The sequence below is a fragment of the Gymnodinialimonas ceratoperidinii genome (assembly GCF_019297855.1).
GTDB lineage: Bacteria > Pseudomonadota > Alphaproteobacteria > Rhodobacterales > Rhodobacteraceae > Gymnodinialimonas > Gymnodinialimonas ceratoperidinii.
This window is the reverse complement of the sequence record NZ_CP079194.1, coordinates 3,483,100-3,509,364: the sequence shown is the minus strand read 5'-3', so window position 1 is coordinate 3,509,364 and position 26,265 is coordinate 3,483,100. Positions and strand designations below refer to the sequence as shown.

Genomic DNA, 26,265 nt, shown 5'->3' with positions numbered 1-26,265 from the left:
TGCCACAGACTGTTATCGCTCAATGGAGGATGACCCATGCGAACCTATGATTTTTCCCCTCTCTACCGTGCCACTGTCGGTTTTGACCGTGTGGCCGATATGCTGGACCGGGTTCTGACCCAGGACGCCGGACAAAGCACCTACCCCCCGTATAACATCGAGAAACTGGACGAGCATTCGTACCGGATTTCTGTTGCCGTGGCCGGCTTCTCCGACGCCGATCTGTCGGTCGAGCAGCGCGAGCATCAGCTTGTGATCGCCGCCAAGCGCGAGAACAGCGACGAAGACCGCACCTATCTGCACCGCGGTATCGCAACCCGCGCCTTCGAGAAGCGCTTTCAGCTTGCCGACCACGTCCGCGTGACCGGTGCCGTGGCCGAGCACGGTATGCTGCACATCGACCTCGTGCGCGAAGTGCCCGAAGCACTCAAGCCGCGCCGGATCGAGATCGGCAGCTCTTCCGCGAAAGCAATCGAAGCGGATACTGTCGAGGCCTGATCGCCTGAACAGACCTGACGCGAGGCGGTCCCCCTTGGGGCCGCCTTTTTCGTTCATCCCGTCTTCAGGTGTCGCGGTCGCACGCCGATACGCTCCACCCGCCGGGCGGGGGCCGTGGTCCGTGCACGATCCAGCAGCTGGCGCGCGGCGCGGGTCTGCCCGGACAGGTAGCGCGAGGTCACCAGCAGGCTTTCGAGCCAGCATCCGGCGACCTGCACCACCGAATGACGCTCCATCACCACGTTGAGGTATTCGGCCCGTTTCTTGCCGCGCATCTGGCGGATGCCGTTGCGGCCCACCAGATCGATGGCGGGAACCAGCACCTCATCCCCGGTGTCCTCCATCATCCGAAGAATCCGGTGTTGCGGCGAAATCTTCAGGTCCACCGCTGGCTGTCCGGGCCCCAGTGCGCCGGCCGGGATCAGGATTGGCTTGGCCTTGTCGTCGCGGTGGGTGAACGCGATGGTTTCGCGCACCACCAGCCGCAGCGCCTGCCAACCGTGGTCCTTGGTCCAGAGGATATCGTCGGGGCGCAAGTCCTCGATCGGCACTTCGCCGCGTTCGGTCAGCATCGGGGTGCCCGCCAGAAAGCAGATCGGCCCCACGGTGAAAGAGAAATTCTCGGCCTTCAGCACCTTGGGAGCGATACCCTCCAGCCGCAGCCAGTCGCCGTTGTCGAAGCGGATGGTGGTATCGGTGATCCCCGAGGTGCGGGCGAAAACATCCCTCACGGTGCGTATTTCGGCCATGTCGAAGGCGATCGTGTCGCGCGGGCTGAAGCCCTTGATCACGTCGCAGCCATGCCCGTCGCGGATCACGAAGGTCTTGCCGGGATCGTTGCGGTGATCGCCGTCGCCACCCGCGTCACGCGAAACTGCGCGGCCTTGCTGCGTCAAACGCCTGTCATTGAACGCCATGATCCTGTCCGATCGCGATACCTCACGGACGAGGGATAGGCCAAAAGAGCTAACGTCCGTTTACTCCGCCCACGGCGGCCCTACGGAAAATGCACAAAGTTTGTCGCGAATTGTTCGCTGATGCGGGTCGCAGCGTCAGCGTCCGCCGGTCAGAACCATTGCCCCGGTTCCATCAGGCCCAACTCCATCAACTGCATGGAGGACCAGTGGAATTGCACCGATTTGTGCCAGCGGAAATAGGGGATATCGTGGCGCGAGCCGGGGTTCGTGCGCAGCGCCTTGGCGACCCGGAACGAACAGATCGCCGCCGACAGCGAATGGTGCCACGGGCAGGCGTAGGTGTTCATCTCTTCATCAGAGAGCGTGTGATCCTCGCGCAGGGTCAGCCCCGGCGCGGCCTGAAACAGGCCCACGCGGTCGATCTTGCGCTTGGGTTTGGCGACATGTTCCTCGAACCGCCACCGCAACCCGCCGTAGAAATTGAGCTGTCGCTCCATCACCTCCGTCCGCTCCGCCCCGCCGCGCCGTGTCTCGGCGTAGTAGCCGGAACTGTCGAGCAGCGCGCTGTCGAGATCGACGGCGTTGGGATGCGCGCCCAGATCACCGGCATAGAGATCGACCACATAGGTCAGGACCGAGGCGCGACGCTCTTCCATCACCCAGGTCACCAGTTCCCCGACCGTGCGATCCTCGCAGAAGGGATAGAACAGGTATTCGCCGTTGTAGCAGTAGTGAATCCACTGACCCGGCACCTTCTCGATCAGCGCATTGACCATCGCCTGCGTCGCGCCGGGCTGGCGCGAGGGGTGGCGGATGACGTGTTGTTTCGAGGCGGCGTTCTTTGGGGCATCTGGAACCGCCACTTCTTCGGGGGCGAGCACGAAGATCGCCTTGAAGGCCAGCGAGTGCAGGTGGTCGAGGGAGGAGGCCAGCTCCACCTTGTCCTCGGCGATCAGCACCGCGAAAGGGCCCTTGCCGAACGCGGTGGCAGGCGCGGTCTTGAAGGCGGAGAGAGTCTCGAAATTCATCGGGTTTGATGCTCGGTCTTATTGGTTGCCGCCAAGATGCCCCTCCCGCCCCGTTTTTGCAATTGGGCGTTGCTGCAAAAGGCCATCGGTTGAACCATGGGCAGGCACAGGATACACCCCATCCGTTGAGATTTCCCTATTCCCGCCCGAGGCGCGCCCCGATGACCAAGAAGCTATTCGTCAAGACCTATGGCTGTCAGATGAACGTCTATGACAGCGAGCGCATGGCCGAGGCTCTGGGCGGTGAAGGATACGAGCAGGTGAACAGCCCCGAGGGGGCGGACATGATCCTGCTCAACACCTGCCACATCCGCGAGAAGGCGGCGGAGAAGATGTACTCCGAGCTTGGCCGCCTGCGCCCCCTGCGCGAGGCCAATCCCGACCTGAAGATCGGCGTCGCGGGCTGCGTGGCGCAGGCCGAGGGTGAAGAGATCATGAACCGCCAGCCGCTGGTGGACCTCGTCGTCGGGCCGCAGACCTATCACCGTCTGCCGAAGATGATGGAGGCCGTGGATCGCGGCGAGAAGGCGCTCGACACCGATTTTCCCGAGGAGGACAAGTTCCTCAAGCTGCCCAAGGCCCGCGCGACCCGCGGCCCGACGGCGTTCCTCACGGTGCAGGAGGGTTGCGACAAGTTCTGCGCCTTCTGCGTCGTGCCCTATACCCGCGGCGCCGAGGTCTCGCGCCCGGCGGAGCGGCTGATGGGCGAGGCCCGTGACCTCGTGGAACGCGGCGTGCGCGAGATCACCCTTCTGGGGCAGAACGTGAATGCCTATCACGGCGCGGCAGAAGACGGCACATGGGGGCTGGCGCGTCTGATCCGCGAGATGGCGAAGATCGACGGGTTGGAGCGCCTGCGCTTCACCACCTCGCACCCCAACGACATGGAAGACGACCTGATCGCCGCCCATGGCGATTGCCCCGAGCTGATGCCCTACCTCCACCTGCCGGTGCAGGCGGGCAGCGACAAGATCCTCAAGGCGATGAACCGCAAGCACACCGCCGAAGAATATATCCGTCTGATCGAGCGCATCCGCGCCGCGCGCCCGGACCTGCACCTCTCGGGCGACTTCATCGTGGGCTTCCCCGGCGAGACCGAAGAGGATTTTCAGGCGACGCTCGATCTGGTGGAGACGGTCGGCTACGGCACCGCCTATTCCTTCAAGTATTCACCGCGCCCCGGCACCCCCGCCGCCGAGCGCAAGGGGCAGGTGAGCGAGGCCGAAGCCTCGGACCGCCTGCAACGGCTGCAGGCGCTGCTGACGAAACAGCAACGCGCCGCGCAGGACGCCATGGTCGGGCGCCGGGTGAAGGTGCTGTTCGAGAAGCCGGGCCGCAAGCCGGGGCAGATGATCGGCAAGTCCGACTACTTGCACTCGGTCCACGTCGACGGCCCCGAGACGCTGCGCGGCCAGATCGCCGAGGTCGAGATCATCGAGAGCATGACCAACTCGCTCACCGGCCGCCTCGTCTGAAGCCGCAGGGCGGGACAGCGCCCGCCCCCGGCCCGTGATCAGCGTGGCGGGTTCTGCGCGATGATCTGGTGCATCACCTGCACCGCCATGTCAGGCCGGTCCACCGTGGTCGGATCGGTGCAGACCCGCTCTCCGATGGCGTGGGCTTCGGGGTAGCTGTAGCCCACGTTCACGAGGCTATCGATGAAGACCGGGTTCGGCCGGTCCCAGATGATCTCGGACCACGGGCCGCGAAAGCAGCTGACGGTGACCTGTACCGTGTTGACGATGATCGGGTAGTGGTAGCCATTGGCCGCGGCGGGCGCGCCGGACCACAGCAGAAGCGAGCCCCCGAGGGCTGCGGATAAAAAGGTTCTGAACATGTAAATTCCCCAGGTAATAGGGGGCGTTCGGGACAAGGGATTGCTCCCTTGGCAGAGACCCAAACGTCCCCGACGTGTGATGATACGTTAGCACGATGTTAAGATTTGACCGCCATAACATTTTGCAGCGACGCGCGAATTTGGGGTGGTGTGGAAACAATTCAGGGTCGGACGGGGTAATCGTTCCGAATTCGTGGACAAGTTGCGGGCAAATTCGGCCGCGCGGTGGAAATGGCACGCCCAATGGCTCGCGAAAATTGAGCCGAATCGGACTTGCGCTGTTTCCATTTCCGCAACCAGAGCGCGAATAAACCCCTTCCCATGTGGGGATAAGGTGCTATCCTGCCGAAATCTAAGCCTTTTCTAAATCGGCTCTGCCAGGTCGCCGAAAAGGCACTGGAAATGATTGATCTACGGTCTCGACCGCATGGCGTTGACCTGAAGGAACATTAGGGGGATGCACGAGTGATCTACGCTCTTAAACGCGGGCTTACGCGAGGATTGACAGGCGCGCTTGGCGTTGCCGTCTTGGTTGCGGGGGCGTTCGTCGCCGCCCCGACCCCGGTCGCGGCACAGCAGCAAATCGTCATTAGTGGGCAGGTTCAGCCCGGTCTCTGGGTCGATCCGGACGGCTGCCTGCACTGGGTCGCCGACGGCGGCATCGAGGGCTACATGGAAGGCCGCGTGAACCCCGAGAACGGGATGCCGGTCTGCCTCGACGTGAACCCCTGCGGCGTCGCCAATACCGATACGCTTTTCCACACCGACAGCGCCCGGCTCACCGGCGCCGGACGCGCGCATCTGCAGCAGTTCTTCGGCCAGACCGGCGCCTATGCCTACGCGATCTACGGCCATACCGACAGCCGTGCCTCGGACGAATACAACATGCGCCTGAGCGAGCGTCGCGCCCGTGCCGTGGCCAATGTCGCGCGCTCCGTCGGTGCCCGCGTGGCCCGTGAAATCGGCTACGGAGAGCGTCGCCCGGTCGCCCCGAACGATTCGGCGGCGAACATGCAGCGCAACCGTCGCGTCGAAATCGTGTGCTACCGCTGAGGCGGAGGAAGGGACCAAGACCATGAACGTATTCAAACTTCCTTTGCTGATCGCGGCACCGCTGGCCCTGATGGGCTGTGTCGAGAACTTTGAAGGCGTCGGCCCCGCGCGGGTCGGCCCCAATGGGGAGCCGCCGGTGGTCGCCATCGGCGAGGACCGCGGCCGCGACGCGGGCTCGCTCTCGCGGCTCGAGGCTGGCATCTACATCGACCCCGACGGGTGCCACATCTGGATGATCGACGATGGCCTCGAAGGCTATTGGTCGCGCCGTCTGGACCCACGCTCCGGCCTGCCGGTCTGCACCGAGCCCGCGCCGCGCGGCTCGATCATCGGCGATTACAGCTCCGGCAGCCCCGGCATCGCCGACCGCGTGCCACGCGTCCGCAACTGATCGCACTCCAGGACACCTGCAAACGGGCGGCCCCATCGGTCGCCCGTTTCGCGTTGATATCGGGCAAGTGTTGCCTCCCGCGCGCCTGCTACCGCAAAATATTGGGGACAGACCGCTTTGGGATGTGGACAACACCCGGCCCTGCGGCCAGACTCGGAGGTGACAGGCGCCTCGGGTGGTCCGGGGCCCATCAGCCCGACCGGAGAAATCTTTGGCAATCAACACGCTGCCCCCCTCGGACCCGACCAGCGCTTCCTCCGTTGCCGCCGAATCCCCCGAACGCACGATCGAATTTTCCGACAACCGGCTGCTGATCGAGCTCTGCGGCGAATACGACCGCAACCTCGCGCAGCTGGAGCAATTGCTCTCCGTCCAGATCAACCGCCGCGGCAATATTCTCGCGATCCTCGGAGAGGCGCGCGACCGGGCCGCCGAAGTCCTGCAGGGGCTCTACGAGCGTCTCGAGCAGGGCAAGGAGGTCGAAGCCGGCGATATCGACGCCGCCGTGCGCCTCGGCAAACCCACCGATGGCACCGCGGCGGGCACCGGCGTGCGCGACGGCGACCAGATCGAGATGTTCAAGGGCGGCACGCTGGAGATCGGCACCCGCAAGAAAACGGTCGAGCCGCGCACAAAGGCGCAGCAGGATTACGTCCGCGCCCTCTACGAGAACGAACTGGCCTTCGGCATCGGCCCCGCCGGCACCGGCAAGACCTATATCGCCGTCGCGGTCGCGGTGAACCAGATGATGAGCGGCCATGTCGACAAGATCATCCTCTCGCGCCCGGCGGTGGAAGCGGGCGAGCGCCTGGGCTTTCTGCCCGGCGACATGAAGGACAAGGTCGATCCCTACATGCAGCCGCTCTACGACGCGCTGAACGATTTCCTGCCCGGCAAGCAACTCGCCAAGCTGATCGAGGAAAAAACCATCGAGATCGCGCCCCTGGCCTTCATGCGCGGCCGCACGCTCTCCAACGCCTACGTGGTGCTGGACGAGGCGCAAAACGCCACCTCGATGCAGATGAAGATGTTCCTGACCCGACTGGGGCAAGGATCGCGCATGGTCATCACCGGCGACCGCACCCAGGTCGACCTGCCGCGCGGCGTCAGCAGCGGTCTCTCCGACGCCGAGCGCATCCTGAAGGACGTCTCCGGCATTTCCTTCAACTACTTCACCGCCAAGGACGTCGTCCGCCACCACATGGTCGCCAAGATCATCGAGGCCTATGACAAGGAAGCCCCCGTCGGCTGACCCCGCCGCGGTGCGCCCACCCGCGCGCCGCACACACCCCGGCCCACAGCACGCCTCCGAGCCTCCCTTCATCTTGGCCCGTACAACTCCGGGGGTCCGGGGGCTGGCCCCCGCTCCCCCGTCCCATCAAAGCGCGCTTACGCAAGGGATTGCACGCCGCCCGGTGCAAGCCCTATGGGAGGCCATGGAAATCGATCTCCTCATAGAAAACCCCGCATGGGAGGCCCTGGACCTCGAAGCGCTGGCCGAGGCCGGGCTCGAGGCTTGCCTCGTCGTGTTGAACATCCCGTCCCGCGCCTTTTCGCTGTCGCTGATGGCCTGCGATGACGCGCGCATCGCCGAGTTGAACGCCGCGTTTCGCAGCAAGCCCACCCCCACCAATGTCCTTTCCTGGCCCGGCATGGAACGGGCGCCCGCCACTCCCGGCGCCATGCCCGATCTGCCCGCACCCGATCCCGACGCCATGCCCGAGGAGATCGGCGACATCGCGATCGCCTTTGAGACCTGCGCCCGCGAGGCCGCGGAAGGCGGAAAACCGCTGGTGGATCACGTCCAGCATTTGCTGGTTCACGGGGTCATGCATTGCCTTGGTTTCGACCACGAGACCGATGCAGATGCGGCACTGATGGAAAGCTTGGAGTCGCGGATACTTGCAAGTCTGGGGGTGCCTGACCCATATTAGGCCCGTAGGGGCAATTACGGCCCGGTTTTTTGTGGAAAGGAGCCATGAGCTCAAATCCTGATCCGTCGTCTCCCGCGGCGCGTGGCGCGCTTCTCGACGACGAAGACACCCCGGCTCAACGGCCCGGGTTTTTAGCACGCTTTTTCGGCACCGAAGCGTCGGCTTCTGATCCCGAAGGGGATCCGCCTCCCGGCACCGAGATCAACACCCACACCCTTGGCCCCCGGCTTCCCGGTATCTCCAACCTGCGTCAGATGCGGGTCGAGGATGTCGCGATTCCCCGTGCCGAGATCACTTCGGTCGCCAGCGACACCGACCTGCCCGATCTGGTGCAGGTGTTTCGCGACAGCGGCCTGACGCGGTTGCCGGTCTATGACGGGACGTTGGATGATCCCATCGGCCTCGTGCACCTCAAGGACATTGCCCTGCGGCACGGGTTCAACGGCGATGACGAGCCCTTCATCCTCTCCGAGAGCCTGCGCCCCGTCCTCTACGTGCCGCCTTCCATGCCGATCGGCGTGCTGCTCACCAAGATGCAGGCGGACCGGACCCACATGGCGTTGGTGATCGATGAATACGGCGGCGTCGACGGCCTCCTGACGATCGAGGATCTGATCGAACAGGTCATCGGCGAGATCGAGGACGAGCACGACATCGAAGAGGCGCAGCCCTGGATCCGGGAAGAGGACGGCGCCTTTCTGGCACTGGCCCGCGCGCCGCTCGACGAGTTCGAGTCCGAGATCGGCGTGGACCTCGTGGACGAGGAGGAAGAGGAAGAAGTCGATTCGCTCGGCGGCCTTGTCTTCCTTCTGACCGGCCGTGTCCCCGCGCGGGGCGAGGTCGTGCCGCATCCCTCGGGCGTGGAATTCGAGGTGATCGACGCCGATCCCCGCCGGATCAAGCGCCTGCGTGTCCGTCTCCCGGCCGAGGCCGCCGAGTGACATTGCCCCCGTCTCGCTGGATCGTGCGCGCCGGCGCCGCGACCAGCGGCGCGGTGGCGGCGCTGGCACTGGCGCCCTTCAACTTCTGGGTGCTGCTCTTCCCCGCATTCGCCCTGATCGCGGCGCTGGTCGTCTCCGCAGCCACACCGCGCGAGGCGGGTTGGCGGGCCTGGGCCGCGGGCGCGGGCTGGTTCGCCGTGTCGATGCATTGGATCGTCCAGCCCTTCTTCGTCGATCCGGTGGCGACCGGCTGGATGGCGCCCTTCGCGCTGGTCCTTCTGGCCGGTGGTCTGGCGCTCTTCTGGACCCTTGCGGGCTGGCTCTCGGCACGGCTCTGCGCAGGCCCGGCGCGCGCTTTGGTCTTCGCGGGTCTGCTGACGCTGACCGAGGCGCTGCGCGGCGTCGTTTTCACCGGCCTGCCCTGGGCCGAGCCCGGCCACGGCCTGATCGCAAGCGACGCCCTGGCGCTCTCCGCCTATCTTGGCCCCTATGGTCTGACACTCTTCGCACTCACCCTCTCGACACTCGCGGCCGTTCTTTACCTGAACCGCCACCGCGCGCTTTCGGTTCTCCCCCTCGCTCTCGGCACTCTGATCGGCCTGCTGCCACTGGCTGCGCCCGCGCCCGCACCTGATCCTGACGCGCCGATCCTGCGCGTCGTGCAGATCAACGCGCCGCAGCACCTGAAATGGCAGCGCGAGATGATCCCAGTGTTCTTCGAGCGGGGCCTCAGCCTCACCGCAGCAGCCCCCGGCCCCCTCGGCGCGCCCGATCTGGTCGTCTGGCCCGAAACCAGTCTGCCCAACCTCCTGGACCGTTCAGAGGCCGCGCGGGCGCAGATCGCCGAGGCCGCGTCCGGGGCTGAGGTCCTGATCGGGGGCCAGCGCTACGCGGGCCGCGAGCCCCGCAACATTCTGGCCCATCTCGACTCGGCCGGAGAGGTCGCCAGCGTCTACGACAAGCATCACCTCGTGCCTTTCGGCGAATATCTGCCCCTGCGCGGATGGGCCGAACGCCTCGGCCTGCGCGGCCTCGCGCAGCAGCTTTCGGGGGGCTACCGACCCGGCGCGGGGCCGGCGCTGATGGACCTCGGTCCGCTTGGACGGGCCTTCCCGATGATCTGTTACGAGGCGATTTTCCCGCGCCATATCCGTGCCGTGGACCGGCCCGACTGGCTGGTGCAGGTCACGAATGATGCCTGGTTCGGCAGTTTTGCGATGCCCTATCAACATCTTGCGCTGGCTCGCCTGCGCGCGGCGGAGCAGGGGCTGCCGCTGATCCGCGCCGCCAATACCGGCGTCTCTGCGGTGATCGACGCCCGCGGCGCGCTGGTGGCGACGCTGGATATGGACACTCAAGGCACGCTCGACGCCCGCCTCCCTGCGGCCCTGCCGCCGACGCTCTATGCCCGCAGCGGCGATCTGCCGGCGTTGATCCTCGCGATATTTGTCACATTGTCCGGACTTCTGCTCGCCCGCCGCGCCGCGCCCCATTGAATGCCGACGCAAAGGGGCGTAAGCGGCCTTCTGTCCCCCACAACGGCTTCCTGGCGTGGGGTTTTATTCAATGGAGCACTCCCCATGGCGCGTCAAAACTACCTGTTCACTTCGGAATCCGTTTCCGAGGGCCACCCCGACAAGGTCTGCGACCGGATTTCCGATGCAATCCTCGATGCTTTCCTCGATCAGGAACCCGAAGCGCGCGTCGCCTGCGAGACCTTCGCCACGACGGACCGGGTCGTGATCGGCGGCGAAGTGGGGTTGAGCGACAAGAACAAGCTGGCCGAATACATGGACAAGGTCGATCCGATCGTGCGCGCCTGCATCAAGGACATCGGCTACGAGCAGAGCAAGTTTCATCATGAAACGGTAGAGATCACCAACCTGCTGCACGAGCAATCGGCCCATATCGCCCAAGGCGTGGATGCGGCCAAGGACAAGGAAGAGGGGGCCGGCGACCAAGGCATCATGTTCGGCTACGCCGTTGACGAGACGCCTGAATTAATGCCCGCGCCGATCCACTACGCCCATGCGATCCTGAAGAAACTGGCCGAGGTGCGCAAATCCGGCGAGCAGCCGGTGCTCGGCCCCGACGCGAAATCGCAGCTGACGGTGCGCTACGAGGATGGCCGGCCGGTTGGCGTCTCCTCCATCGTGCTTTCGTCTCAGCATCTCGACGAGACGCTGAGCTCGGCGGATGTGCGCGCCATTGTGGAGCCCTATATCCGCGGCGAGTTGCCGGACGGCTGGATTTCGGATGATACGAAATGGCACGTGAACCCCACCGGCAAATTCGTCATCGGTGGGCCGGACGGCGATGCGGGCCTGACGGGCCGCAAGATCATCGTGGATACCTACGGCGGTGCGGCGCCGCACGGCGGCGGCGCCTTCTCGGGCAAGGATCCGACCAAGGTGGACCGCTCGGCCGCTTACGCCGCCCGCTACCTTGCCAAGAACGTCGTGGCTGCCGGGTTGGCGCAGCGCTGCACGATCCAGCTCAGCTATGCCATCGGCGTGGCCGAGCCGCTGTCCCTTTATTGTGACACCCACCAGACCGGCGCGGTCCATGAGGCGGAAATCGAGCGCGTTCTGCGTGAAGTCATGGTGCTCACACCACGCGGCATCCGCACGCACCTGGAGCTCAACCGCCCGATCTACGCGCGCACCGCGGCCTACGGCCACTTCGGCCGCGCGCCGGAGGCGGACGGTGGATTTTCGTGGGAGCGCAGGGACCTCGTCGACGCGATCAAGTCGGCGCTCTGAGAGTGGTGGTTTGCTCGGGGTGTTGCGCCTCCCACGCCCTTGCAAGGGCGTGGGGCAAAGCCTTGCAAGGCTTTGGGCAGACTTTTGCAAAAGTCTGGGGGCGCGGGGGTCGCGTCGGCGCAACCTGACAGCCACCACCGAGGCTTGAGCCGGCGCGCCGTTCAGGCTACTCCGCCGCCACCATGAAAAATCCCCACCCCAACCGCCCGCACCGCAACTTCTATGGCCGCCGCAAAGGCCATGATCTCCGCGACAGCCAGGAACGCTATCTGCAAGAGGACCTCGCGCGGCTCTCGCCGGGTCCGGTGGATTGGGAAGTGAACCCCGACCGCACGCCCCTGGATCTCGAGACCCGGTTCGGCGGCAAGGACGTCTGGCTGGAGATCGGCTTTGGCGGTGGCGAGCATCTCGTCCACCAGGCCGCCAGCAACCCCGACGTCGCGATCATCGGCTGCGAGCCCTACATCAACGGCGTGGCGATGCTCCTGGGCAAGATACGCGCGGCGGGGGTAGAGAACCTCGCGGTCTACCCCGGCGACGCGCGCGATCTTTTCGATGTGCTGCCAGCGGGCAGTATCTCCAAGGCCTTTCTGCTCTACCCCGATCCCTGGCCCAAGGCCCGACATCACCGCCGCCGCTTCGTGACGCCGGAGCACCTCGCGCCGCTGCACGAGGTCTTGCGCGATGGCGCCGAGTTCCGGGTGGCGACGGATATCGAGGACTACGTGCGCCAGACCCTGGAAGAGGTGCCGAAGGCGGGGTTCGAGTGGCTCGCCGAGGGCCCGTCTGACTGGCGTGCGCCCTGGGAAGACTGGGTGTCGACGCGCTATGAGCAGAAGGCGCTCCGCGAGGGGCGGGTGCCCCACTACCTGACGTTCCAAAAGTCCTGAGCGGGGAGGGGGCCAGCCCCCCGCGCGCTTTTGCGAGCGCGCGTCCCCCGGAGTTGTAGCGGCCAAGATGAAGGGGAGCGGTGTGTCCAGCCATTGAGGTGTGGACGCCCGCGCGGGCCGGGTCTATCACCGCTCTCGATGAATTTACGCCGATCTGGAAGGCCTTTGACATGTCCGCACATGGTGATCCGAAACCGATGATGGCCCGCCGCGGTGGCGCTTTGACTGGCGTGGCAGAGGTGCCGGGGGACAAGTCGATCTCGCACCGGTCGCTGATCTTTGGTGCGATGGCGGTGGGCGAGACCCGGGTGACGGGGCTGCTGGAGGGACAGGACGTGCTCGACACGGCCTCGGCGATGCGGGCCTTCGGCGCCGAGGTGACGCGCGAGGATGATGGCACGTGGTCGATCCACGGGGTTGGCGTCGGCGGGTTCGCGGAGCCGGAGGATGTGTTGGACTGCGGCAACTCGGGCACCGGAGTGCGCTTGCTGATGGGAGCGATGGCAACCTCTCCGATTGCCGTGACCTTTACCGGCGATGCCTCGCTGCGGTCGCGGCCGATGGCGCGGGTGACGGACCCCTTGGCGCTGTTCGGGACCAAGGCCTACGGGCGGGCGCAGGGCCGTTTGCCGATGACGCTGGTGGGGGCGGCCGATCCGATGCCTGTGCGCTACGCGACTCCGGTGCCCTCGGCGCAGGTGAAATCCGCCGTATTGCTGGCGGGGCTGAACGCGCCCGGCGAGACGGTGGTGATCGAGGCAGAGGCCACGCGCGATCACAGCGAGCGGATGCTGGCAGGATTTGGCGCCACGATTTCCACCGAGGTGACGCCGGAGGGCCGGGTCGTCACCTTGCAGGGACAGCCCGAGTTGCGGCCGCAGGTGATCGCGGTGCCGCGTGATCCCTCTTCGGCGGCTTTCCCGGTCTGTGCCGCGCTGATCACCGAGGGCTCCGACGTTCTGGTGCCCAACATCGGCCTCAACCCCACGCGCGCGGGGCTGTTCGAGACCCTGCGCGACATGGGCGCCGACCTCACCTACGAGAACCCGCGCGAGGAGGGCGGCGAGCCGGTTGCCGACCTGCGGGCCAAGTTCTCGCCGGAGATGAAAGGCATCGAGGTGCCGCCCGAGCGCGCGGCGAGCATGATCGATGAATATCCAATCCTCTCGGTGGTCGCGGCCAATGCCGAAGGGCAGACGGTGATGCGCGGCGTCAAGGAATTGCGGGTGAAGGAGAGCGATCGGATCGCCGCCATGGCCGATGGTTTGCGGCTCAACGGGGTCGAGGTCGAGGATGGGCCCGACTGGTGGATCGTCCACGGGCGCGGGCCGGGCGGCGTGCGGGGTGGCGCGACAGTCGCGACGCATCTGGATCACCGGATCGCGATGTCCTTCCTCTGTGCCGGTTTCGCCAGCTGTGAGGGGATCACCATTGACGATGCCGGGCCGATTGCCACCTCTTTCCCGATTTTCGAGAGCTTGATGGGCGATCTCGGTGCGGTTCTGGAGCCAGCGTCGGCGTGAGTGTCGGAGCCGTCGAGGCTGGTGCGATGCGCGTGATCTGCCTAGGCTGAGGCCGTAGCAAGCAGGGGCAGCCGATGCGACTTCAGACCGGGATCTTTCTTTCGGAGCCTTGTCGATGACCGAGGGCCGCGCGTGGCGTGGCCTCGCCGGGCTGACGGCGGCGCTTTATGGCGGGCTGGCGTGGCTCTGGTTCGCGGCGCTGGTGCCCGAGGCCGGCGGCATGTCCCCTTTCGACGCGCGCCTCGCCGGCTATTCCGCCGCGGAGGGGCGCGCTTTCCTGCAGGCGCTCTCCGATCAGGGGCGCGCGGTCTACCTTGGCGATGTGCACAGGCTCGATACCGTCTTTCCCATCGCGCTGGCCGCCCTTCTGGGCTGGCCCCTGTGGCGGCGGCCTTCGGGGGCTTGGCGTATCCTCGCGCTGTTGCCTCTCTTCTACCTCGGTGCCGATCTGATCGAGAACGCGCGCGTGGCCGCGTTGTTGCGGGCCGAGGCGCCTTCGGATCCGATGTTTCTCGCCGCAAGCCGGGCCACCGTGACGAAATACGCGTTTTTGATCCTCAGCGCGATTGCCTTGGGGGGCGTCTATATGAGAACCAGAACCCTATGAGATTTACAGTCGCCATTGATGGGCCTGCCGCGGCAGGCAAGGGAACGATCGGCCGCGCGGTGGCCGACAGGTTCGGGTTTGCGCATCTGGATACCGGGTTGTTGTACCGGGCCGTGGGGGCGCGGGTTCTGCGTGGAGAGCGTGCGATTGACGCGGCGCGTGCGCTGACACCGGAGGATCTGTCCTTCCCCGACACCCTGCGCACGGGCGAGGTCGCGCAGGCGGCCTCCAAGGTGGCCGTGATCCCCGAGGTGCGCGATGCGCTGCTGGAGTTCCAGCGTGCCTTCGCCCATCGCATCGGCGGCGCGGTGCTGGATGGGCGCGACATCGGGACGGTGATCTGCCCGCGGGCCGAGGTGAAGCTGTTCGTCACGGCAAGCGCCGAGGTGCGGGCCAAGCGGCGGCTGGATGAATTCGCCGGCCGGGGGTTGGAGGCCGACTACGATGAAGTGCTGGCCGACGTGCGTGCGCGCGACGCCCGCGATGCCGAGCGGGCCACGGCGCCGATGGTCGCAGCCGAGGATGCCCTGACGCTGGACACCAGCGAGATGACGGCAGAGGCTGCAATCGCCGCGGCAATCGCGGCTGTCGAGGAAAAGCGCGGCACCGCGGACTAGGGCAGTTCTGCCCGACCGGGGCGCCGGTGCAGCGACCGGCCCGCCGTGATGGGCGGTTGCAGGCCGGCGCGGGCTGGCGCGGCGGCTCACCCCTTGCAAACAAGGCCGACGCCCGCTATACGCCGCCTGTCCAATACGGCAGATAAGTCGGGGGACGAAGGGTCAGGCATGGGTCGGAAGTTTCCGGCCCCTCTTTCGTTTCAACGACGTGTCGCGGATCAATCCATGTCCACAACGCGGACGCAACCATAAGACCGGCGGAGACAACCGCGCGGCCAGCATCAAATTGATAGGAACCAGACGCCACATGGCAAATAACATGATGGAGGAATTCGAAGCCCTCCTTAACGAAAGCTTCGAAATTGACACGCCCGACGAGGGCTCTGTTGTCAAAGGCAAGGTCATCGCGATCGAAGCGGGCCAGGCCATCATCGACGTCGGCTACAAGATGGAAGGCCGTGTCGAACTCAAAGAATTCGCGAATCCCGGTGAAGCGCCCTCGATCGAGGTCGGCGACGAAGTCGAAGTCTACCTTCGCAACGTCGAGAACGCCCGTGGCGAGGCCGTGCTGTCGCACGAGATGGCCCGCCGTGAGGCCGCCTGGGATCGTCTGGAGAAGGCATATGCCGCGGAAGAGCGTGTCGAAGGCGCGATCTTTGGCCGCGTGAAGGGTGGTTTCACCGTGGATCTGGGTGGCGCAGTTGCGTTCCTTCCCGGCTCGCAGGTTGACGTCCGCCCGGTCCGCGACGCGGGCCCGCTCATGGGTCTCAAGCAGCCGTTCCAGATCCTCAAGATGGACCGTCGCCGTGGCAACATCGTTGTCTCGCGCCGCGCGATCCTTGAAGAGTCCCGCGCCGAGCAGCGCGCCGAGGTCATCGGCAAGCTGAACGAAGGCGATGTCGTGGACGGCGTGGTCAAGAACATCACCGAGTACGGCGCATTCGTCGACCTGGGCGGTGTGGACGGCCTGCTGCACGTCACCGACATGGCATGGCGCCGCGTCAACGACCCGAAAGAGATCCTCACCATCGGCGAGACCGTCAAGGTGCAGGTCATCAAGGTCAACAAAGAGACGCACCGCATCAGCCTCGGCATGAAGCAGCTGCAGGACGACCCATGGGATGCCGTGGCCGCCAAGTACGCTCTGGACACCGTCCACACGGGCCGCGTGACGAACATCACCGATTACGGTGCGTTTGTTGAGCTGGAGCCGGGTGTCGAAGGCCTCGTCCACGTGTCCGAGATGTCCTGGACCAAGAAGAACGTCCATCCGGGCAAGATTGTTTCCACTTCCCAGGAAGTCGAAGTGATGGTGCTGGAGATCGACACCGTGAAGCGTCGCGTCTCGCTTGGCCTCAAGCAGACCCAGCGCAACCCGTGGGAAGTGTTCGCCGAGAGCCACCCCGAGGGCACGCAGGTTGAAGGTGAAGTCAAGAACATCACCGAATTCGGCCTGTTTGTTGGTCTCGAAGGTGAGATCGACGGCATGGTTCACCTCTCCGACCTGACGTGGGAAGGCCGTGGCGAAGACATGATCGGTGAGTTCCGCAAGGGCGACATCGTGAAGGCCGTCGTCACCGAGGTCGACACCGACAAGGAGCGCATCAGCCTGTCCATCAAGGCAGTTGACGGCGATCCCTTCGGCGAGACCATCGAAGGCGTCAAGCGCGGCTCGATCATCACCGTTGAAGTGACGGCGATCGAAGAGGGCGGCATCGAGGTGGACTACGAAGGCATGAAGTCCTTCATCCGTCGCTCCGACCTCAGCCGTGACCGTTCCGAGCAGCGCCCCGAGCGTTTCCAGGTCGGTGACAAGCTGGACGTCCGCGTCACCAACATCGACGCCAAGTCCCGCCGCCTCGGTCTCTCGATCAAGGCACGCGAGATCGCGGAAGAGAAAGAGGCCGTCGAACAGTTCGGTTCCTCCGACTCCGGCGCGTCCCTCGGCGATATCCTTGGCGCAGCGCTGAAGCAGGACGACTGATCGTTCCCGCATTGATTAGGAAAGGCCCCGCCGGCAACGGCGGGGCCTTTTCCGTTCAGGGGTGCCACGTCATTCAAATTGCGGGCGCGCACCAACGCTTTAAAGCCGAAATTGTTCCTTCAACTTTCACAAATATACCTGTCGGTTTGCCGCCCCGGATCGGGAACAAACAAGCGGGGAGTCCGTTTCTCCAATGCAAGGCGCGATCTAAACGCGTCCCTCGACATAAGGAGAGACAACATGAAACGTTTTCTTATTACCACCGCCGCCGCATCCGTAATGGCCACCGGCGCATATGCGGATGCCCACTCGAACACACCGTTTTCCGACATGGCGTTTGACGCCGAAATGAACCTGAACGCCTCCGACGTGATCGGCATGCGCGTCTACGTCACCGAGAACGAGACCGGCGACATGGTCGAAGCAGACGGTGAGCAGGAGTGGGACGACATCGGTGAGATCAACGAGATCATCCTGACCCGCGACGGCGAAGTTCAGTCCGTGATCGTTGGTGTTGGTGGCTTCCTCGGTATCGGCGAGCGTGACGTTGCCGTGAACATGGACCAGATCCAGTTCGTCTCCGATGGTGAAGACGCCGACGAGTTCTTCCTTGTCGTCAACGCTGCCGCAGCCGACGTCGAGCAGGCCCCCGAATTCGAGCGGACCTCGATGGGCATGGACATGGACGAAGACATGGACATGGACGCCGATATGGACATGGACGCTGACGCCGACATGGATGGCGACAACGTAGACATCGATGTCGATGCCGATGCAGACGTCTCCACCGACGGTGAAGCAACTGCCGAAGCCGAAGCCAACGCCGAAGCCATGACCGATGGCGACGCCGTGATGGCCGAAGACGAGACCATGGTCGAGATCGAAGAAACCGACCGTCCCCGTCTCTCGATGCCCGCCGTTGAAGTCGATGGCTACGAGAACGTAAGCTACGACGAGATGACCGCTGACGACCTGACCGGTGCCAACGTCTACGGCGCCGACAACGAAGACATGGGTGAAGTGAGCGAGCTTCTGCTGAACGACGACGGTTCGCTGGACCGCGCCGTGCTCGACATCGGTGGCTTCCTTGGTCTGGGCGAGCACTCCATCGCCGTGACCTTCGAGGAACTGCAGATCGTTCGCGGCGAAGGTGGTGACGTGCGCGTCTACATCGACGCCACGCAGGAAGAGCTGGAAGCACAGCCCGAATACGAAGGCTAACTTCTCGCCCCTGACGCGAATTGTGTCTTGAGAAATGAGCGCGCCGCCACTGGTTCACCCGGTGGCGGCGCTTTCTTTTGTGTGCACGGTCCGTGTACCGGGTGTGTACGCCAAGCATCAGGTCTTTGGCCGGGTTGTATGCCTCGCTGAACTCCGATAGCCAGCGCGGCCTTGCCCCTCGCCACTGCAGGCCTCTCCGTGACCCATTCCCCCGTTCTCGCCGTCGATTTCGGCACCTCCAACTCCGCCGCCGCTCTCCTACGGGAGGGCCAGATCACCCGGATCGAGGTGGAGGCGGGCGAGGCCACCTTGCCCACCGCTGTCTTCTTTCCCGCCGATGGCAGCGCGATGCAGATCGGCACGCAGGCCGCGCAGTCGCTGATCGCGGGCGAGGAGGGGCGCTACATGCGCGCGCTCAAGAGCATCCTTGGCGTGCCGCTCCTCCACGAGACGCGGCTTCTGGGCGGCAAACGTCGCACCGTGGCCGAGGTCATCACCGCCTTCCTCACCACCCTGCGCGACCGCGCCGAGGCGCAGGCGGGCCATCCCGTCACCCACGCGCTGTCCGGCCGCCCGGTGCGCTTCCACAGCGACGATTCCGAGCGCGACGCCCAAGCCGAGGCGGACCTGCGCGGCTGTTACCTCGCAGCCGGTTTCACCGAAGTTGATTTCCTCCCCGAGCCGGAGGCCGCTGCGATCTCCTGTCAGGGAATGGGCGCGCCGGAGGGCTTGGGGCTGATCGTCGATATCGGCGGCGGCACCTCGGACTTCTCGGTCTTCCGTAACGGCGCGCGGGGGCCAGAGATCCTCGCCAGCCACGGCATCCGCCTCGGCGGCACCGACTTCGATCACGCGGTCTCCATGGCGCACGCGATGCCAGTCCTCGGCCTCGGCGGCCAATTGCGCCGGACCATGGGGGCGGGCCTGCTGCCGGTGCCCCGCGCGCCCTATGTGGAGCTTTCGACCTGGGCCAAGATCCCCTTCCTCTACACGCAGGATACCCGCCGGATGGTGGCCGACATGGTCCGCCACGCGGTCGACCGCCCGGCGATGGAGCGTTTCGCCGAGGTGCTGGAGCTGGAGCTCGGCCACGAGCTGGCCTTCGCGGTGGAGCGCGGGAAGATCGCCGCCAACAACGGCGCGGAGGCCGCCGCCATCGACATGGGCGCGCTGGAGCGCGGGCTGCGGATCTCGCTGAGCGAGACCGATCTGGACCGCGACCTCGCGCCCACGCGCAGCGCATTGCGCGACGCCATGGACGAGACCCTGCAGCGCGCGGACGTCGAGGGACGCCAGATCGCACGGATCATCCTCGTCGGCGGCTCCTCCCTCATGGGCTTCATCGCCGCCGAGGCGCAGGCGATCTGCCCCGAGGCCAAGGTGCTCCGCTCCAACGCCTTCACCGCCGTGGTGGACGGTCTGGCCCTCGCCACCGCTTGAGGACATTTCAGCGCAGGCCCGGCGGCCACATTGCCTTTCGCGGCAGCGCCTCTATATAAATTTCAGAAATAACTGAAATGCCAGACAAGCGCGAACAGGATGGCAGATGAACCTCTCGAACCTTCAGCAGGAGTTCGTCCTGCACTTCGGTGAAATGGGCAGCCGGTGGGGCATCAACCGCACCGTGGGGCAGATCTACGCCCTGCTGTTCCTCTCGTCCGAGCCGCTCAACGCCGAGCAGATCACGGCGGGGCTTGGCGTCAGCCGGTCGAACACCTCGATGGGCCTGAAGGAGCTGCAGGCATGGGGTCTCGTGCGGCTGCGCCACATCCCCGACGACCGGCGCGACTATTTCACCACCCCCGAGGACCTGTGGGAAATCACCCGCATCCTCATCGCCGAGCGCAAGAAGCGCGAGATCGACCCGACGCTCACCAAGCTGCGCGAGCTGGAGATGGCCGGCCCCGCCGGGGACGCCTACGCCGAGGCGCGCATCGCGGAGCTGCGCGAGATGATCGAGCTGATGACAGGCTTCTACGACGAGATGGAGAAGCTTGAAACGGAACGCCTGGTCAAGATGATGACATTGGGCAGCAAGATCGCGGGCCTGATCGACAAGGCTGGCAACGTGATGCCCACGCGCCGCTTGCGGAAGGAATAAGCTGATGGAAGCTCTCGACACCCTCATTTTCAGCCGCATCCAGTTCGCGGCCAACATCTCGTTCCATATCCTGTTCCCGACGATCACCATCGCCCTCGGGTGGGCGCTGCTGTTCTTCCGGGTCCGTTTCGCGCAGACCGGCGACATCAAGTGGATGAACGTCTATCGGCTCTGGGTGAAGGTCTTCGCCCTCTCCTTCGCCATGGGCGTGGTCAGCGGCATCACCATGTCGTTCCAGTTCGGCACCAACTGGCCCGGCTTCATGGAGACGGTCGGCAACATCGCCGGGCCGCTCTTGGCCTACGAGGTACTCACGGCCTTCTTCCTCGAGGCGGCCTTCATCGGCATCATGCTTTTCGGCTTCTCCCGCGTGCCGGGCTGGCTGCATATCCTCGCGACCTTCCTCGTGGCCTTCGGCACCACCGTCTCGGCCTTCTGGATCATCGTCCTGAACTCGTGGATGCACACGCCGCAGGGCTTCGAGATGATCGACGGCGTGGCCCATGCGACGGATTGGTTCGCGATCGTCTTCAACCCCTCCATGCCCTACCGCTTCGTCCATATGCTGCTGGCCTCGGGGCTGACCGTGGCCTTCCTGCTGGCGGGTGTCTCGGCCTTCCGCTGGCTTCTGGGGGACCGCGCGGCCGACCTGCGCGCGACGCTGAAGGTGGGACTCTGCCTTGGGGCGCTGCTGATCCCGGTGCAGATCTACATGGGCGACATGCACGGGCTGAACACGCTGGAGCACCAGCCCCAGAAGGTCGCCGCGATGGAGGGCATCTGGGAGACCGGCCCGCATCAACCCCTGCTGCTGTTCGCGCTGCCCGATGCCGAGGCGCGCGAGAACCGGTTCGAGGTCGGAATCCCCTCGGTCGCCTCGCTGATCCTGACCCACCATGCCGATGGCGTGGTGCAGGGGCTCAACGATTTCGTGGCCGAGGACGGCACCGCGATGCACCCGCCCGTCCTGCCGGTCTTCTGGTCGTTCCGCACGATGGTCGGCACCGGCATGGCGATGCTGGCGGTGTCCTGGCTGTCGGTGTTCCTGATGTGGAAGCGGCGGCGGTTGCACCCCGATCCGCACGCCAAGCGCTGGTTCGCGGCAGAGGGTCTGCCGCGGCCGTTGATCTGGCTGCTGGTGCCGATGACCTTCAGCGGATGGGTGGCCACCCTTGCCGGATGGTACACCACCGAGATCGGCCGCCAGCCGTGGCTGGTACAGGGGGTGATGACCACCGAGATGGCCGTGGCGGACGTGCCGGCGCCGATGGTCGCCAGCACCCTTGCGGGCTACCTCGTGATGTATGGCTTGCTGCTGTTGGCCTACATCTCCGTCATCGTCTACCTCGCCCGCCTCGCCGCACGGGGGCAGGACGCGCCTGCCTACGACATGGACCATTCCGGCAAGGCGCAGGTTGAAGCGCTGCAACCGGGGGAGTGAGAACCGATGCTACCTGATTTCGCAAATCCCGCCGATTGGCTGCCCTGGGCCTTCGCCTCGCTGATGGGATTCTCGATCCTCGTTTACGTGGTGCTGGACGGCTTCGACCTCGGTGTGGGGCTGTTGTTCCCCTTCGCCGATGAGGCCGAGAAGGACCGGATGATCGGCTCCATCGGGCCGTTCTGGGACGCCAACGAGACCTGGCTGGTGCTGGCAGTTGGGCTGCTGCTCGTGGCCTTCCCGACGGCGCATGGGATGATCCTGACGGCGCTCTACGTGCCGGTCTTCATCATGCTGATCGGGTTGATCCTGCGCGGCGTGGCCTTCGAGTTCCGCGCCAAGGCCCACGCCCGGCACAAGCGGCTGTGGAACTGTGTGTTCTTCGCAGGCTCGACCCTCACGGCGCTGTCCCAGGGCTTCATGCTCGGCCTCTACGTCATGGGGTTGCAGCAAACATGGGCCACGTTCCTGTTCGCCGCGCTCACCGCCGCGTTCCTTGCGGTGGGGTACAGCTTCATCGGCGCCTGCTGGCTGATCCACAAGATGGAGGGCGGTCTGCAAGTGAAGGCGGTGAAATGGGCGCGTGACAGCCTCTGGGGCGTGATCCTCGGCATCGGTGCGGTGTCGCTGGCGACGCCGCTGGTGTCGACGCGGATATTCGATCGCTGGCTGCAGTTTCCGGATGTCTTCTGGCTGGCCCCGATCCCGGTGATCTCCGGCCTGCTGGTGCTGTGGCTCTGGCGCATGGTTCGGGTCATGCCGTACGAGAACGACGCCCGATCCTGGCAACCCTTCGCCGTCGCCACCGCGCTTTTCGCGCTGGCCTACGTGGGGCTGGCCTACAGCTTCTACCCCTACGTTGTGCCCGACCGGCTGACCATCTACGAGGCCGCCGCCGCCCCGGAAAGCCTGCTCATCATCCTGATCGGCGCCTGCGTCGTCGTGCCGATCATCGCCGGCTACTCGGTGCTGGCCTACGTGATCTTCCGCGGGAAGGCGACGGAGCTGCGCTACGATTGAGGGGGTGGGAAAAGGTGCGGCTGCGCCGCGTTACCTTTATATTAAGAGAGGGGGCTAGCCCCCTTGGCGCTTTCCGGGGGAAAGCGCCCACCCCCAGAGTTGTATCGGCCAAGATGAAGGCGCGTCAGAAGTCGACGCTGACGCCGGGAAGGTTGAGGGCAGTCAGGAGGTCGCGCAGTTCCTGGCGGGCGGCGACGTTGGAGATGTTCATCCGCTCCACCCCCATGTCGCGCAGGTCGAGGAGCGTCATGCCCGAGGGGAAGAGTTCGCGGAAGATGACGCGCTCGGAAAAGCCCGGCGCGACGCGGAAGCCGATGCGCTTGGAGAGCTCGGAGAGGGCGCGGCCCATCTTTGCCTTGTTGTGCATCTGCTGCGCCGGCAGACGGTTGCGGACCACGACCCAGTCGGTCGGTTGCAGGCCGGCCTTGGCGCGGAGTTGGCGGGCGTGCCAGACCATCTCGGAATAGACCGAGGGGCCCTTAAGGGCGAAACTCTCGGGGTCGACCTTGGCCAGCAGATCGAAGTCCACGAAGCTGTCGTTGAGCGGGGTGATCAGCGTATCGGCGAGGCTGTGGGCCACCTGGCTCAGTCTCGTGTGGCTGCCGGGGCAGTCGATGACGATGAAATCGCAGCGGTTTTCCTGTTCGGTCACGGCGGCCGAGAGGCGGTGGTCGTAGACGTTGACGCCCTCGGGCAGATCGCCGGGGTCGACGTCGGGCAGGTCCAGCACGATCGGGCAGGCGAGGTCGAGGCCCTTGCGCTCGATCGTGGCGCGGCGGTTGTCGAGGTAGCGGTGGAAGCTGCGTTGGCGCAGGTCCAGGTCCAAGCCGCCGACGACGTAGCCAAGGCGCGCCAGCGCTGTTGCGATGTGCATGGAGGTGGTCGATTTACCCGATCCGCCCTTCTCGTTTCCGAGAACAATGATATGCGCCATGGCCTGTCCTGATATGTTACCCTGCAGCCTCATTCCGTGCGGGCCGCTCTGGCGTTGTATAGGCTGCGCGCGGGGGGATTGTTAAGCGGAAAGCCGTGTTTGTTGGACGGATCGTGCCCGCCGTGCGACCCTTTTGCCGCAAGGGAGGCGCAAGAGATGCAGCAAGATCGATATGGAAACGCGCTGTCGACGGGCTCGGTGGAAGCCGTCGCGGCCTATGACGAGGGGGTGGCGCATATCCTCGCGGCAACCCATGGCGCAGAGGCGGCCTTCGCCCGTGCGATACAGGCGGATCCGGGGTTCGCGCTGGCCCATGTCGGCGCGGCGCGGGCGGCGATGTATGCCGCGGACATGGCAGGCGCGAAGGCGGCGGTGGCCAGGGCAGGCGCGCTCACCGGGGGGATTTCGGCGCGGGAAGTGGCCCAGGTCGGGATTTTCACGCTCCTTTTGTCCGGCAAACCGGTCGAAGCCCGTCGCGCGGTGGAGGCCCATGTCGAAAGCTATCCGCGCGACGTTTTGGTGGCGCAGATTTGCACCAACATCTACGGGCTGATCGGCCTGTCGGGAGAGGCGGGGCGCGAGGCGGCGCAGCTGGCTTTCACCGCGCGGCTGATGCCCCATCTGGGCGACGACTGGTGGTTGCTGTCCGTACACGGGCAGGCGGTTTGCGAAGTGGGGCGGCTCGACGAGGCGCTGACCCTGATGGAGCAATCGCTGGCGCTGAACGACGCCAACGCCAATGGCTCGCATTTCAAGGCCCATACGCTCTACGAGATGGGAGAGACCGACGCAGGCCGCCGCTACCTCTCGGACTGGATGCGGGGCTATGACCGGCGCGCGTTGCTGCATGGGCACCTGAGCTGGCACGAAGCGCTCTGGGCGCTGGAGCAGGGCGACGCCGATGCGATGTGGGCCCATTACCGCGAGGGGGTCGCGCCGACCGCCAGCCAGTCGCTGCCGCTCAACAAGATCACCGATGGCGCGGCACTGCTGTGGCGCGCCGAGATCGCCGGGCTCGATGTGCCGCCGGAGGATTGGCACGAGTTGAGCGCCTATGCCTCGCAGCATTTCGCCACGCCGGGGATGAGTTTCGCCGACATCCACGCGGCGCTGGCCCATGCCATGGCAGGAGACGGCGCGGCGCTGGCGCGGATCGCCGAGGCCTCTCGCGGCTATGCGGCGGACCTCGTTGCACCGGTCGCGCGGACATGGGGTGCCGTGGCGCGGGGCGACTGGGCCGAGGCTCTGCGCCGGCTGACCCCGGTCATGGCCGATCACGCGCGGCTCGGCGGCTCGCGCGCGCAGCGGGACTTGCTGGAACTGACCTGGGTGCTCTGCCTGATGCGCCTGGGGCAGAAGGACGAGGCGACGCGTGCCGTGGCCACGCGGCGGCCTGTCTTCGCGGAGGGCGTGCCGGTCGAAGGATATGTCTCGTGAAACGCAAAACGCCGCCCCCGAGGGAGCGGCGTCTGGATCGTGCAAAAGGCGGGGTGCTTAGAAGCCCAGGCCTTCGTACTTTTTCTTGAACTTCGACACGCGGCCGCCGGTGTCCATCAGGCGGGCGCCGCCGCCGGTCCACGCGGGGTGTACCGTGGGGTCGATGTCGAGCGCGAGGGTGTCGCCCTCGGAGCCCCAGATCGAGCGCATCTCAACGACGTCGCCGTTGGTCATCTTCACGTTGATCACGTGGTACTCGGGATGCAGGTCCTTTTTCATCTCGTGATCTCCTTATGCCTGAGCGCTTTTCAGCGGCTTGTAACGGGTGTCCTCGGCGATACGCGCGGACTTACCACGACGCGAGCGGAGGTAGTACAGCTTCGAGCGGCGGACACGGCCACGGCGCACGACGGTGATGCTGTCGATGTTGGTCGAGTGCAGGGGGAACACACGCTCCACGCCCTCGCCGAAGGAAATCTTGCGGACGGTGAACGAGCCGGCGATGCCGTGGCCGTTCTTGCGCGCGATGCAGACGCCTTCGTAGTTCTGCACACGGGTCCGTGTGCCTTCGGTAACCCGGAAGCCGACGCGAATGGTATCGCCAGCCTTGAAATCCGGAATGTCTTTGGCAAGTTCGGCGACCTGCTCTGCTTCCAGTTCTGCGATCAGGTTCATCTGAAACGCTCCTTGATGATGCGCGGTTTGCCCGCTGATTTTCCGTCCGCCCTAGAGCTCTGGTTTTCGACCGGGTCCGCGCTGATCCCTTTAGGGGGCGCCCGCCAGAGGTGGTGCAAGCTTCATTCCTTGGTGGTGCCGTGGCTGAGACCGCGCCGAAACTCCGCGGATGTCCAATAGCACCAAGGCCCGCTGGCTGATTCCAACCGCAGACTAGGGGCGTATAGGCGCGTGGGCCCAAGGGATCAAGGGTTTTCGGGCTGGTGTGGTAAAGGCGCGGTGGTGCATTTGAGTGCCCGCTTTGAGGTCCTGAGGTGACATTCATGCAGCTTGCTGCGAAAGTCCGGAAAGAGCCCGTTGTGACGAATGCGGCTGCTCCCCTCCCGATGTCCGCTTACACATCCGAAGCGGTCATCTTGAGCTAATACGTAAATCTCTCAAAGCTTTAATTCTT

General features: G+C 65.3%; 26 protein-coding genes and 1 riboswitch. Of the genes, 20 read left to right on the top strand and 6 right to left on the bottom strand.

Annotated elements, in window-relative coordinates:
* Positions 1-36: 36 nt before the first annotated feature.
* The gene (locus tag KYE46_RS16865; protein WP_219002302.1) at positions 37-498 is read left to right on the top strand and encodes an Hsp20 family protein; all 462 of its coding nucleotides are present in this window, start codon (positions 37-39) and stop codon (positions 496-498) included.
* A gap of 53 nt (positions 499-551) precedes the next feature.
* Here KYE46_RS16865 and KYE46_RS16860 read toward each other — a convergent pair whose 3' ends face one another.
* Positions 552-1,415 (bottom strand): Hint domain-containing protein, encoded by an 864-nt coding sequence (locus KYE46_RS16860; protein WP_219002301.1) that lies wholly within the window; start codon positions 1,413-1,415, stop codon positions 552-554.
* A gap of 149 nt (positions 1,416-1,564) precedes the next feature.
* Complete coding sequence (locus KYE46_RS16855) at positions 1,565-2,443, bottom strand: hypothetical protein (RefSeq protein ID WP_219002300.1); 879 nt, start codon at positions 2,441-2,443, stop codon at positions 1,565-1,567.
* Between the two features lie 161 nt (positions 2,444-2,604).
* Here KYE46_RS16855 and miaB point away from each other — a divergent pair, with 161 nt between their 5' ends.
* A complete protein-coding gene (miaB, locus tag KYE46_RS16850) occupies positions 2,605-3,918 on the top strand; it encodes a tRNA (N6-isopentenyl adenosine(37)-C2)-methylthiotransferase MiaB (RefSeq protein WP_219002299.1) in 1,314 nt (437 codons plus the stop codon).
* Positions 3,919-3,956: 38 nt separating this feature from the next.
* On the opposite strand, the gene KYE46_RS16845 is transcribed toward miaB, so the two are convergent.
* Positions 3,957-4,280 carry a hypothetical protein gene (locus KYE46_RS16845; protein WP_219002298.1) on the bottom strand — a complete coding sequence of 108 codons (324 nt, stop codon included), beginning with the start codon at positions 4,278-4,280 and terminating at the stop codon, positions 3,957-3,959.
* Between the two features lie 465 nt (positions 4,281-4,745).
* Between KYE46_RS16845 and KYE46_RS16840 the strand changes: the two genes are divergently transcribed.
* The 17 genes from KYE46_RS16840 to KYE46_RS16760 all read left to right on the top strand — a co-directional run bounded on the left by KYE46_RS16840 (position 4,746) and on the right by KYE46_RS16760 (position 22,765).
* Positions 4,746-5,333, top strand: a complete 588-nt coding sequence (locus KYE46_RS16840; protein ID WP_219002297.1) for an OmpA family protein — start codon at positions 4,746-4,748, stop codon at positions 5,331-5,333.
* Positions 5,334-5,355: 22 nt separating this feature from the next.
* A complete protein-coding gene (locus tag KYE46_RS16835; RefSeq protein ID WP_247716869.1) occupies positions 5,356-5,724 on the top strand; it encodes a hypothetical protein in 369 nt (122 codons plus the stop codon).
* Between the two features lie 211 nt (positions 5,725-5,935).
* Positions 5,936-6,976 carry a PhoH family protein gene (locus KYE46_RS16830; protein ID WP_428845066.1) on the top strand — a complete coding sequence of 347 codons (1,041 nt, stop codon included), beginning with the start codon at positions 5,936-5,938 and terminating at the stop codon, positions 6,974-6,976.
* A gap of 184 nt (positions 6,977-7,160) precedes the next feature.
* Positions 7,161-7,658: an rRNA maturation RNase YbeY gene (gene ybeY, locus KYE46_RS16825; protein ID WP_219002296.1), complete on the top strand. Its 498-nt coding sequence runs from the start codon at positions 7,161-7,163 to the stop codon at positions 7,656-7,658.
* Between the two features lie 44 nt (positions 7,659-7,702).
* Complete coding sequence (locus KYE46_RS16820) at positions 7,703-8,599, top strand: transporter associated domain-containing protein (protein ID WP_219002295.1); 897 nt, start codon at positions 7,703-7,705, stop codon at positions 8,597-8,599.
* On the top strand, positions 8,596-10,095 hold the full coding sequence (gene lnt, locus KYE46_RS16815; protein ID WP_219002294.1) for an apolipoprotein N-acyltransferase: 1,500 nt from the start codon (positions 8,596-8,598) through the stop codon (positions 10,093-10,095). The genes KYE46_RS16820 and lnt overlap by 4 nt, the downstream gene beginning before the upstream one ends.
* A gap of 31 nt (positions 10,096-10,126) precedes the next feature.
* Positions 10,127-10,173: riboswitch (SAM-SAH riboswitch) on the top strand.
* Between the two features lie 6 nt (positions 10,174-10,179).
* On the top strand, positions 10,180-11,361 hold the full coding sequence (gene metK / locus KYE46_RS16810) for a methionine adenosyltransferase (protein ID WP_219002293.1): 1,182 nt from the start codon (positions 10,180-10,182) through the stop codon (positions 11,359-11,361).
* A gap of 182 nt (positions 11,362-11,543) precedes the next feature.
* The gene (gene trmB, locus KYE46_RS16805; RefSeq protein ID WP_219002292.1) at positions 11,544-12,251 is read left to right on the top strand and encodes a tRNA (guanine(46)-N(7))-methyltransferase TrmB; all 708 of its coding nucleotides are present in this window, start codon (positions 11,544-11,546) and stop codon (positions 12,249-12,251) included.
* Between the two features lie 170 nt (positions 12,252-12,421).
* A complete protein-coding gene (aroA, locus tag KYE46_RS16800; RefSeq protein ID WP_219002291.1) occupies positions 12,422-13,774 on the top strand; it encodes a 3-phosphoshikimate 1-carboxyvinyltransferase in 1,353 nt (450 codons plus the stop codon).
* A gap of 115 nt (positions 13,775-13,889) precedes the next feature.
* Complete coding sequence (locus tag KYE46_RS16795; protein WP_219002290.1) at positions 13,890-14,381, top strand: hypothetical protein; 492 nt, start codon at positions 13,890-13,892, stop codon at positions 14,379-14,381.
* Complete coding sequence (locus tag KYE46_RS16790) at positions 14,378-14,998, top strand: (d)CMP kinase (RefSeq protein WP_219002289.1); 621 nt, start codon at positions 14,378-14,380, stop codon at positions 14,996-14,998. The genes KYE46_RS16795 and KYE46_RS16790 overlap by 4 nt, the downstream gene beginning before the upstream one ends.
* A gap of 307 nt (positions 14,999-15,305) precedes the next feature.
* Entirely contained in the window at positions 15,306-16,982 is a 1,677-nt protein-coding gene (gene rpsA / locus KYE46_RS16785; protein WP_247716868.1) for a 30S ribosomal protein S1, read from the top strand.
* A 240-nt stretch (positions 16,983-17,222) separates the two neighbouring features.
* On the top strand, positions 17,223-18,203 hold the full coding sequence (locus KYE46_RS16780; RefSeq protein WP_219002287.1) for a PRC-barrel domain-containing protein: 981 nt from the start codon (positions 17,223-17,225) through the stop codon (positions 18,201-18,203).
* Positions 18,204-18,401: 198 nt separating this feature from the next.
* On the top strand, positions 18,402-19,643 hold the full coding sequence (locus KYE46_RS16775; protein WP_219002285.1) for an Hsp70 family protein: 1,242 nt from the start codon (positions 18,402-18,404) through the stop codon (positions 19,641-19,643).
* Between the two features lie 106 nt (positions 19,644-19,749).
* Positions 19,750-20,304 carry a GbsR/MarR family transcriptional regulator gene (locus tag KYE46_RS16770; protein ID WP_219002284.1) on the top strand — a complete coding sequence of 185 codons (555 nt, stop codon included), beginning with the start codon at positions 19,750-19,752 and terminating at the stop codon, positions 20,302-20,304.
* 4 nt (positions 20,305-20,308) lie between these two features.
* Entirely contained in the window at positions 20,309-21,745 is a 1,437-nt protein-coding gene (locus tag KYE46_RS16765; RefSeq protein WP_219002283.1) for a cytochrome ubiquinol oxidase subunit I, read from the top strand.
* A 6-nt stretch (positions 21,746-21,751) separates the two neighbouring features.
* Positions 21,752-22,765 (top strand): cytochrome d ubiquinol oxidase subunit II, encoded by a 1,014-nt coding sequence (locus KYE46_RS16760; RefSeq protein ID WP_219002282.1) that lies wholly within the window; start codon positions 21,752-21,754, stop codon positions 22,763-22,765.
* Positions 22,766-22,889: 124 nt separating this feature from the next.
* Here the strand turns inward: KYE46_RS16760 and KYE46_RS16755 are convergent, their stop codons facing one another.
* Complete coding sequence (locus KYE46_RS16755; RefSeq protein ID WP_219002281.1) at positions 22,890-23,699, bottom strand: division plane positioning ATPase MipZ; 810 nt, start codon at positions 23,697-23,699, stop codon at positions 22,890-22,892.
* A gap of 156 nt (positions 23,700-23,855) precedes the next feature.
* On the opposite strand from KYE46_RS16755, the gene KYE46_RS16750 reads away from it, so the two are divergent.
* The gene (locus tag KYE46_RS16750) at positions 23,856-25,136 is read left to right on the top strand and encodes a tetratricopeptide repeat protein (protein WP_219002280.1); all 1,281 of its coding nucleotides are present in this window, start codon (positions 23,856-23,858) and stop codon (positions 25,134-25,136) included.
* 57 nt (positions 25,137-25,193) lie between these two features.
* Here KYE46_RS16750 and rpmE read toward each other — a convergent pair whose 3' ends face one another.
* Together rpmE and rplS are read right to left on the bottom strand one after the other, a co-directional pair.
* Positions 25,194-25,415 carry a 50S ribosomal protein L31 gene (gene rpmE, locus KYE46_RS16745; RefSeq protein WP_219002279.1) on the bottom strand — a complete coding sequence of 74 codons (222 nt, stop codon included), beginning with the start codon at positions 25,413-25,415 and terminating at the stop codon, positions 25,194-25,196.
* A 12-nt stretch (positions 25,416-25,427) separates the two neighbouring features.
* Positions 25,428-25,811 (bottom strand): 50S ribosomal protein L19, encoded by a 384-nt coding sequence (gene rplS, locus KYE46_RS16740; RefSeq protein ID WP_219002278.1) that lies wholly within the window; start codon positions 25,809-25,811, stop codon positions 25,428-25,430.
* Between the last annotated feature and the right edge of the window lie 454 nt (positions 25,812-26,265).

Bases quoted from the DNA above. Each gene is read 5' to 3' on its own strand.
- KYE46_RS16770 (WP_219002284.1), top strand. From the start codon at position 19,750: ATGAACCTCTCGAACCTTCAGCAGGAGTTCGTCCTGCACTTCGGTGAA.
- KYE46_RS16760 (WP_219002282.1), top strand. From the start codon at position 21,752: ATGCTACCTGATTTCGCAAATCCCGCCGATTGGCTGCCCTGGGCCTTC.
- KYE46_RS16865 (WP_219002302.1), top strand. From the start codon at position 37: ATGCGAACCTATGATTTTTCCCCTCTCTACCGTGCCACTGTCGGTTTT.
- aroA (WP_219002291.1), top strand. From the start codon at position 12,422: ATGTCCGCACATGGTGATCCGAAACCGATGATGGCCCGCCGCGGTGGC.
- KYE46_RS16845 (WP_219002298.1), bottom strand. From the start codon at position 4,280: ATGTTCAGAACCTTTTTATCCGCAGCCCTCGGGGGCTCGCTTCTGCTG.
- miaB (WP_219002299.1), top strand. From the start codon at position 2,605: ATGACCAAGAAGCTATTCGTCAAGACCTATGGCTGTCAGATGAACGTC.
- KYE46_RS16795 (WP_219002290.1), top strand. From the start codon at position 13,890: ATGACCGAGGGCCGCGCGTGGCGTGGCCTCGCCGGGCTGACGGCGGCG.
- rplS (WP_219002278.1), bottom strand. From the start codon at position 25,811: ATGAACCTGATCGCAGAACTGGAAGCAGAGCAGGTCGCCGAACTTGCC.
- trmB (WP_219002292.1), top strand. From the start codon at position 11,544: ATGAAAAATCCCCACCCCAACCGCCCGCACCGCAACTTCTATGGCCGC.
- ybeY (WP_219002296.1), top strand. From the start codon at position 7,161: ATGGAAATCGATCTCCTCATAGAAAACCCCGCATGGGAGGCCCTGGAC.
- rpsA (WP_247716868.1), top strand. From the start codon at position 15,306: ATGGCAAATAACATGATGGAGGAATTCGAAGCCCTCCTTAACGAAAGC.
- rpmE (WP_219002279.1), bottom strand. From the start codon at position 25,415: ATGAAAAAGGACCTGCATCCCGAGTACCACGTGATCAACGTGAAGATG.
- KYE46_RS16860 (WP_219002301.1), bottom strand. From the start codon at position 1,415: ATGGCGTTCAATGACAGGCGTTTGACGCAGCAAGGCCGCGCAGTTTCG.
- metK (WP_219002293.1), top strand. From the start codon at position 10,180: ATGGCGCGTCAAAACTACCTGTTCACTTCGGAATCCGTTTCCGAGGGC.
- KYE46_RS16750 (WP_219002280.1), top strand. From the start codon at position 23,856: ATGCAGCAAGATCGATATGGAAACGCGCTGTCGACGGGCTCGGTGGAA.
- KYE46_RS16820 (WP_219002295.1), top strand. From the start codon at position 7,703: ATGAGCTCAAATCCTGATCCGTCGTCTCCCGCGGCGCGTGGCGCGCTT.
- KYE46_RS16855 (WP_219002300.1), bottom strand. From the start codon at position 2,443: ATGAATTTCGAGACTCTCTCCGCCTTCAAGACCGCGCCTGCCACCGCG.
- KYE46_RS16765 (WP_219002283.1), top strand. From the start codon at position 20,309: ATGGAAGCTCTCGACACCCTCATTTTCAGCCGCATCCAGTTCGCGGCC.
- KYE46_RS16780 (WP_219002287.1), top strand. From the start codon at position 17,223: ATGAAACGTTTTCTTATTACCACCGCCGCCGCATCCGTAATGGCCACC.
- KYE46_RS16790 (WP_219002289.1), top strand. From the start codon at position 14,378: ATGAGATTTACAGTCGCCATTGATGGGCCTGCCGCGGCAGGCAAGGGA.
- KYE46_RS16835 (WP_247716869.1), top strand. From the start codon at position 5,356: ATGAACGTATTCAAACTTCCTTTGCTGATCGCGGCACCGCTGGCCCTG.
- KYE46_RS16755 (WP_219002281.1), bottom strand. From the start codon at position 23,699: ATGGCGCATATCATTGTTCTCGGAAACGAGAAGGGCGGATCGGGTAAA.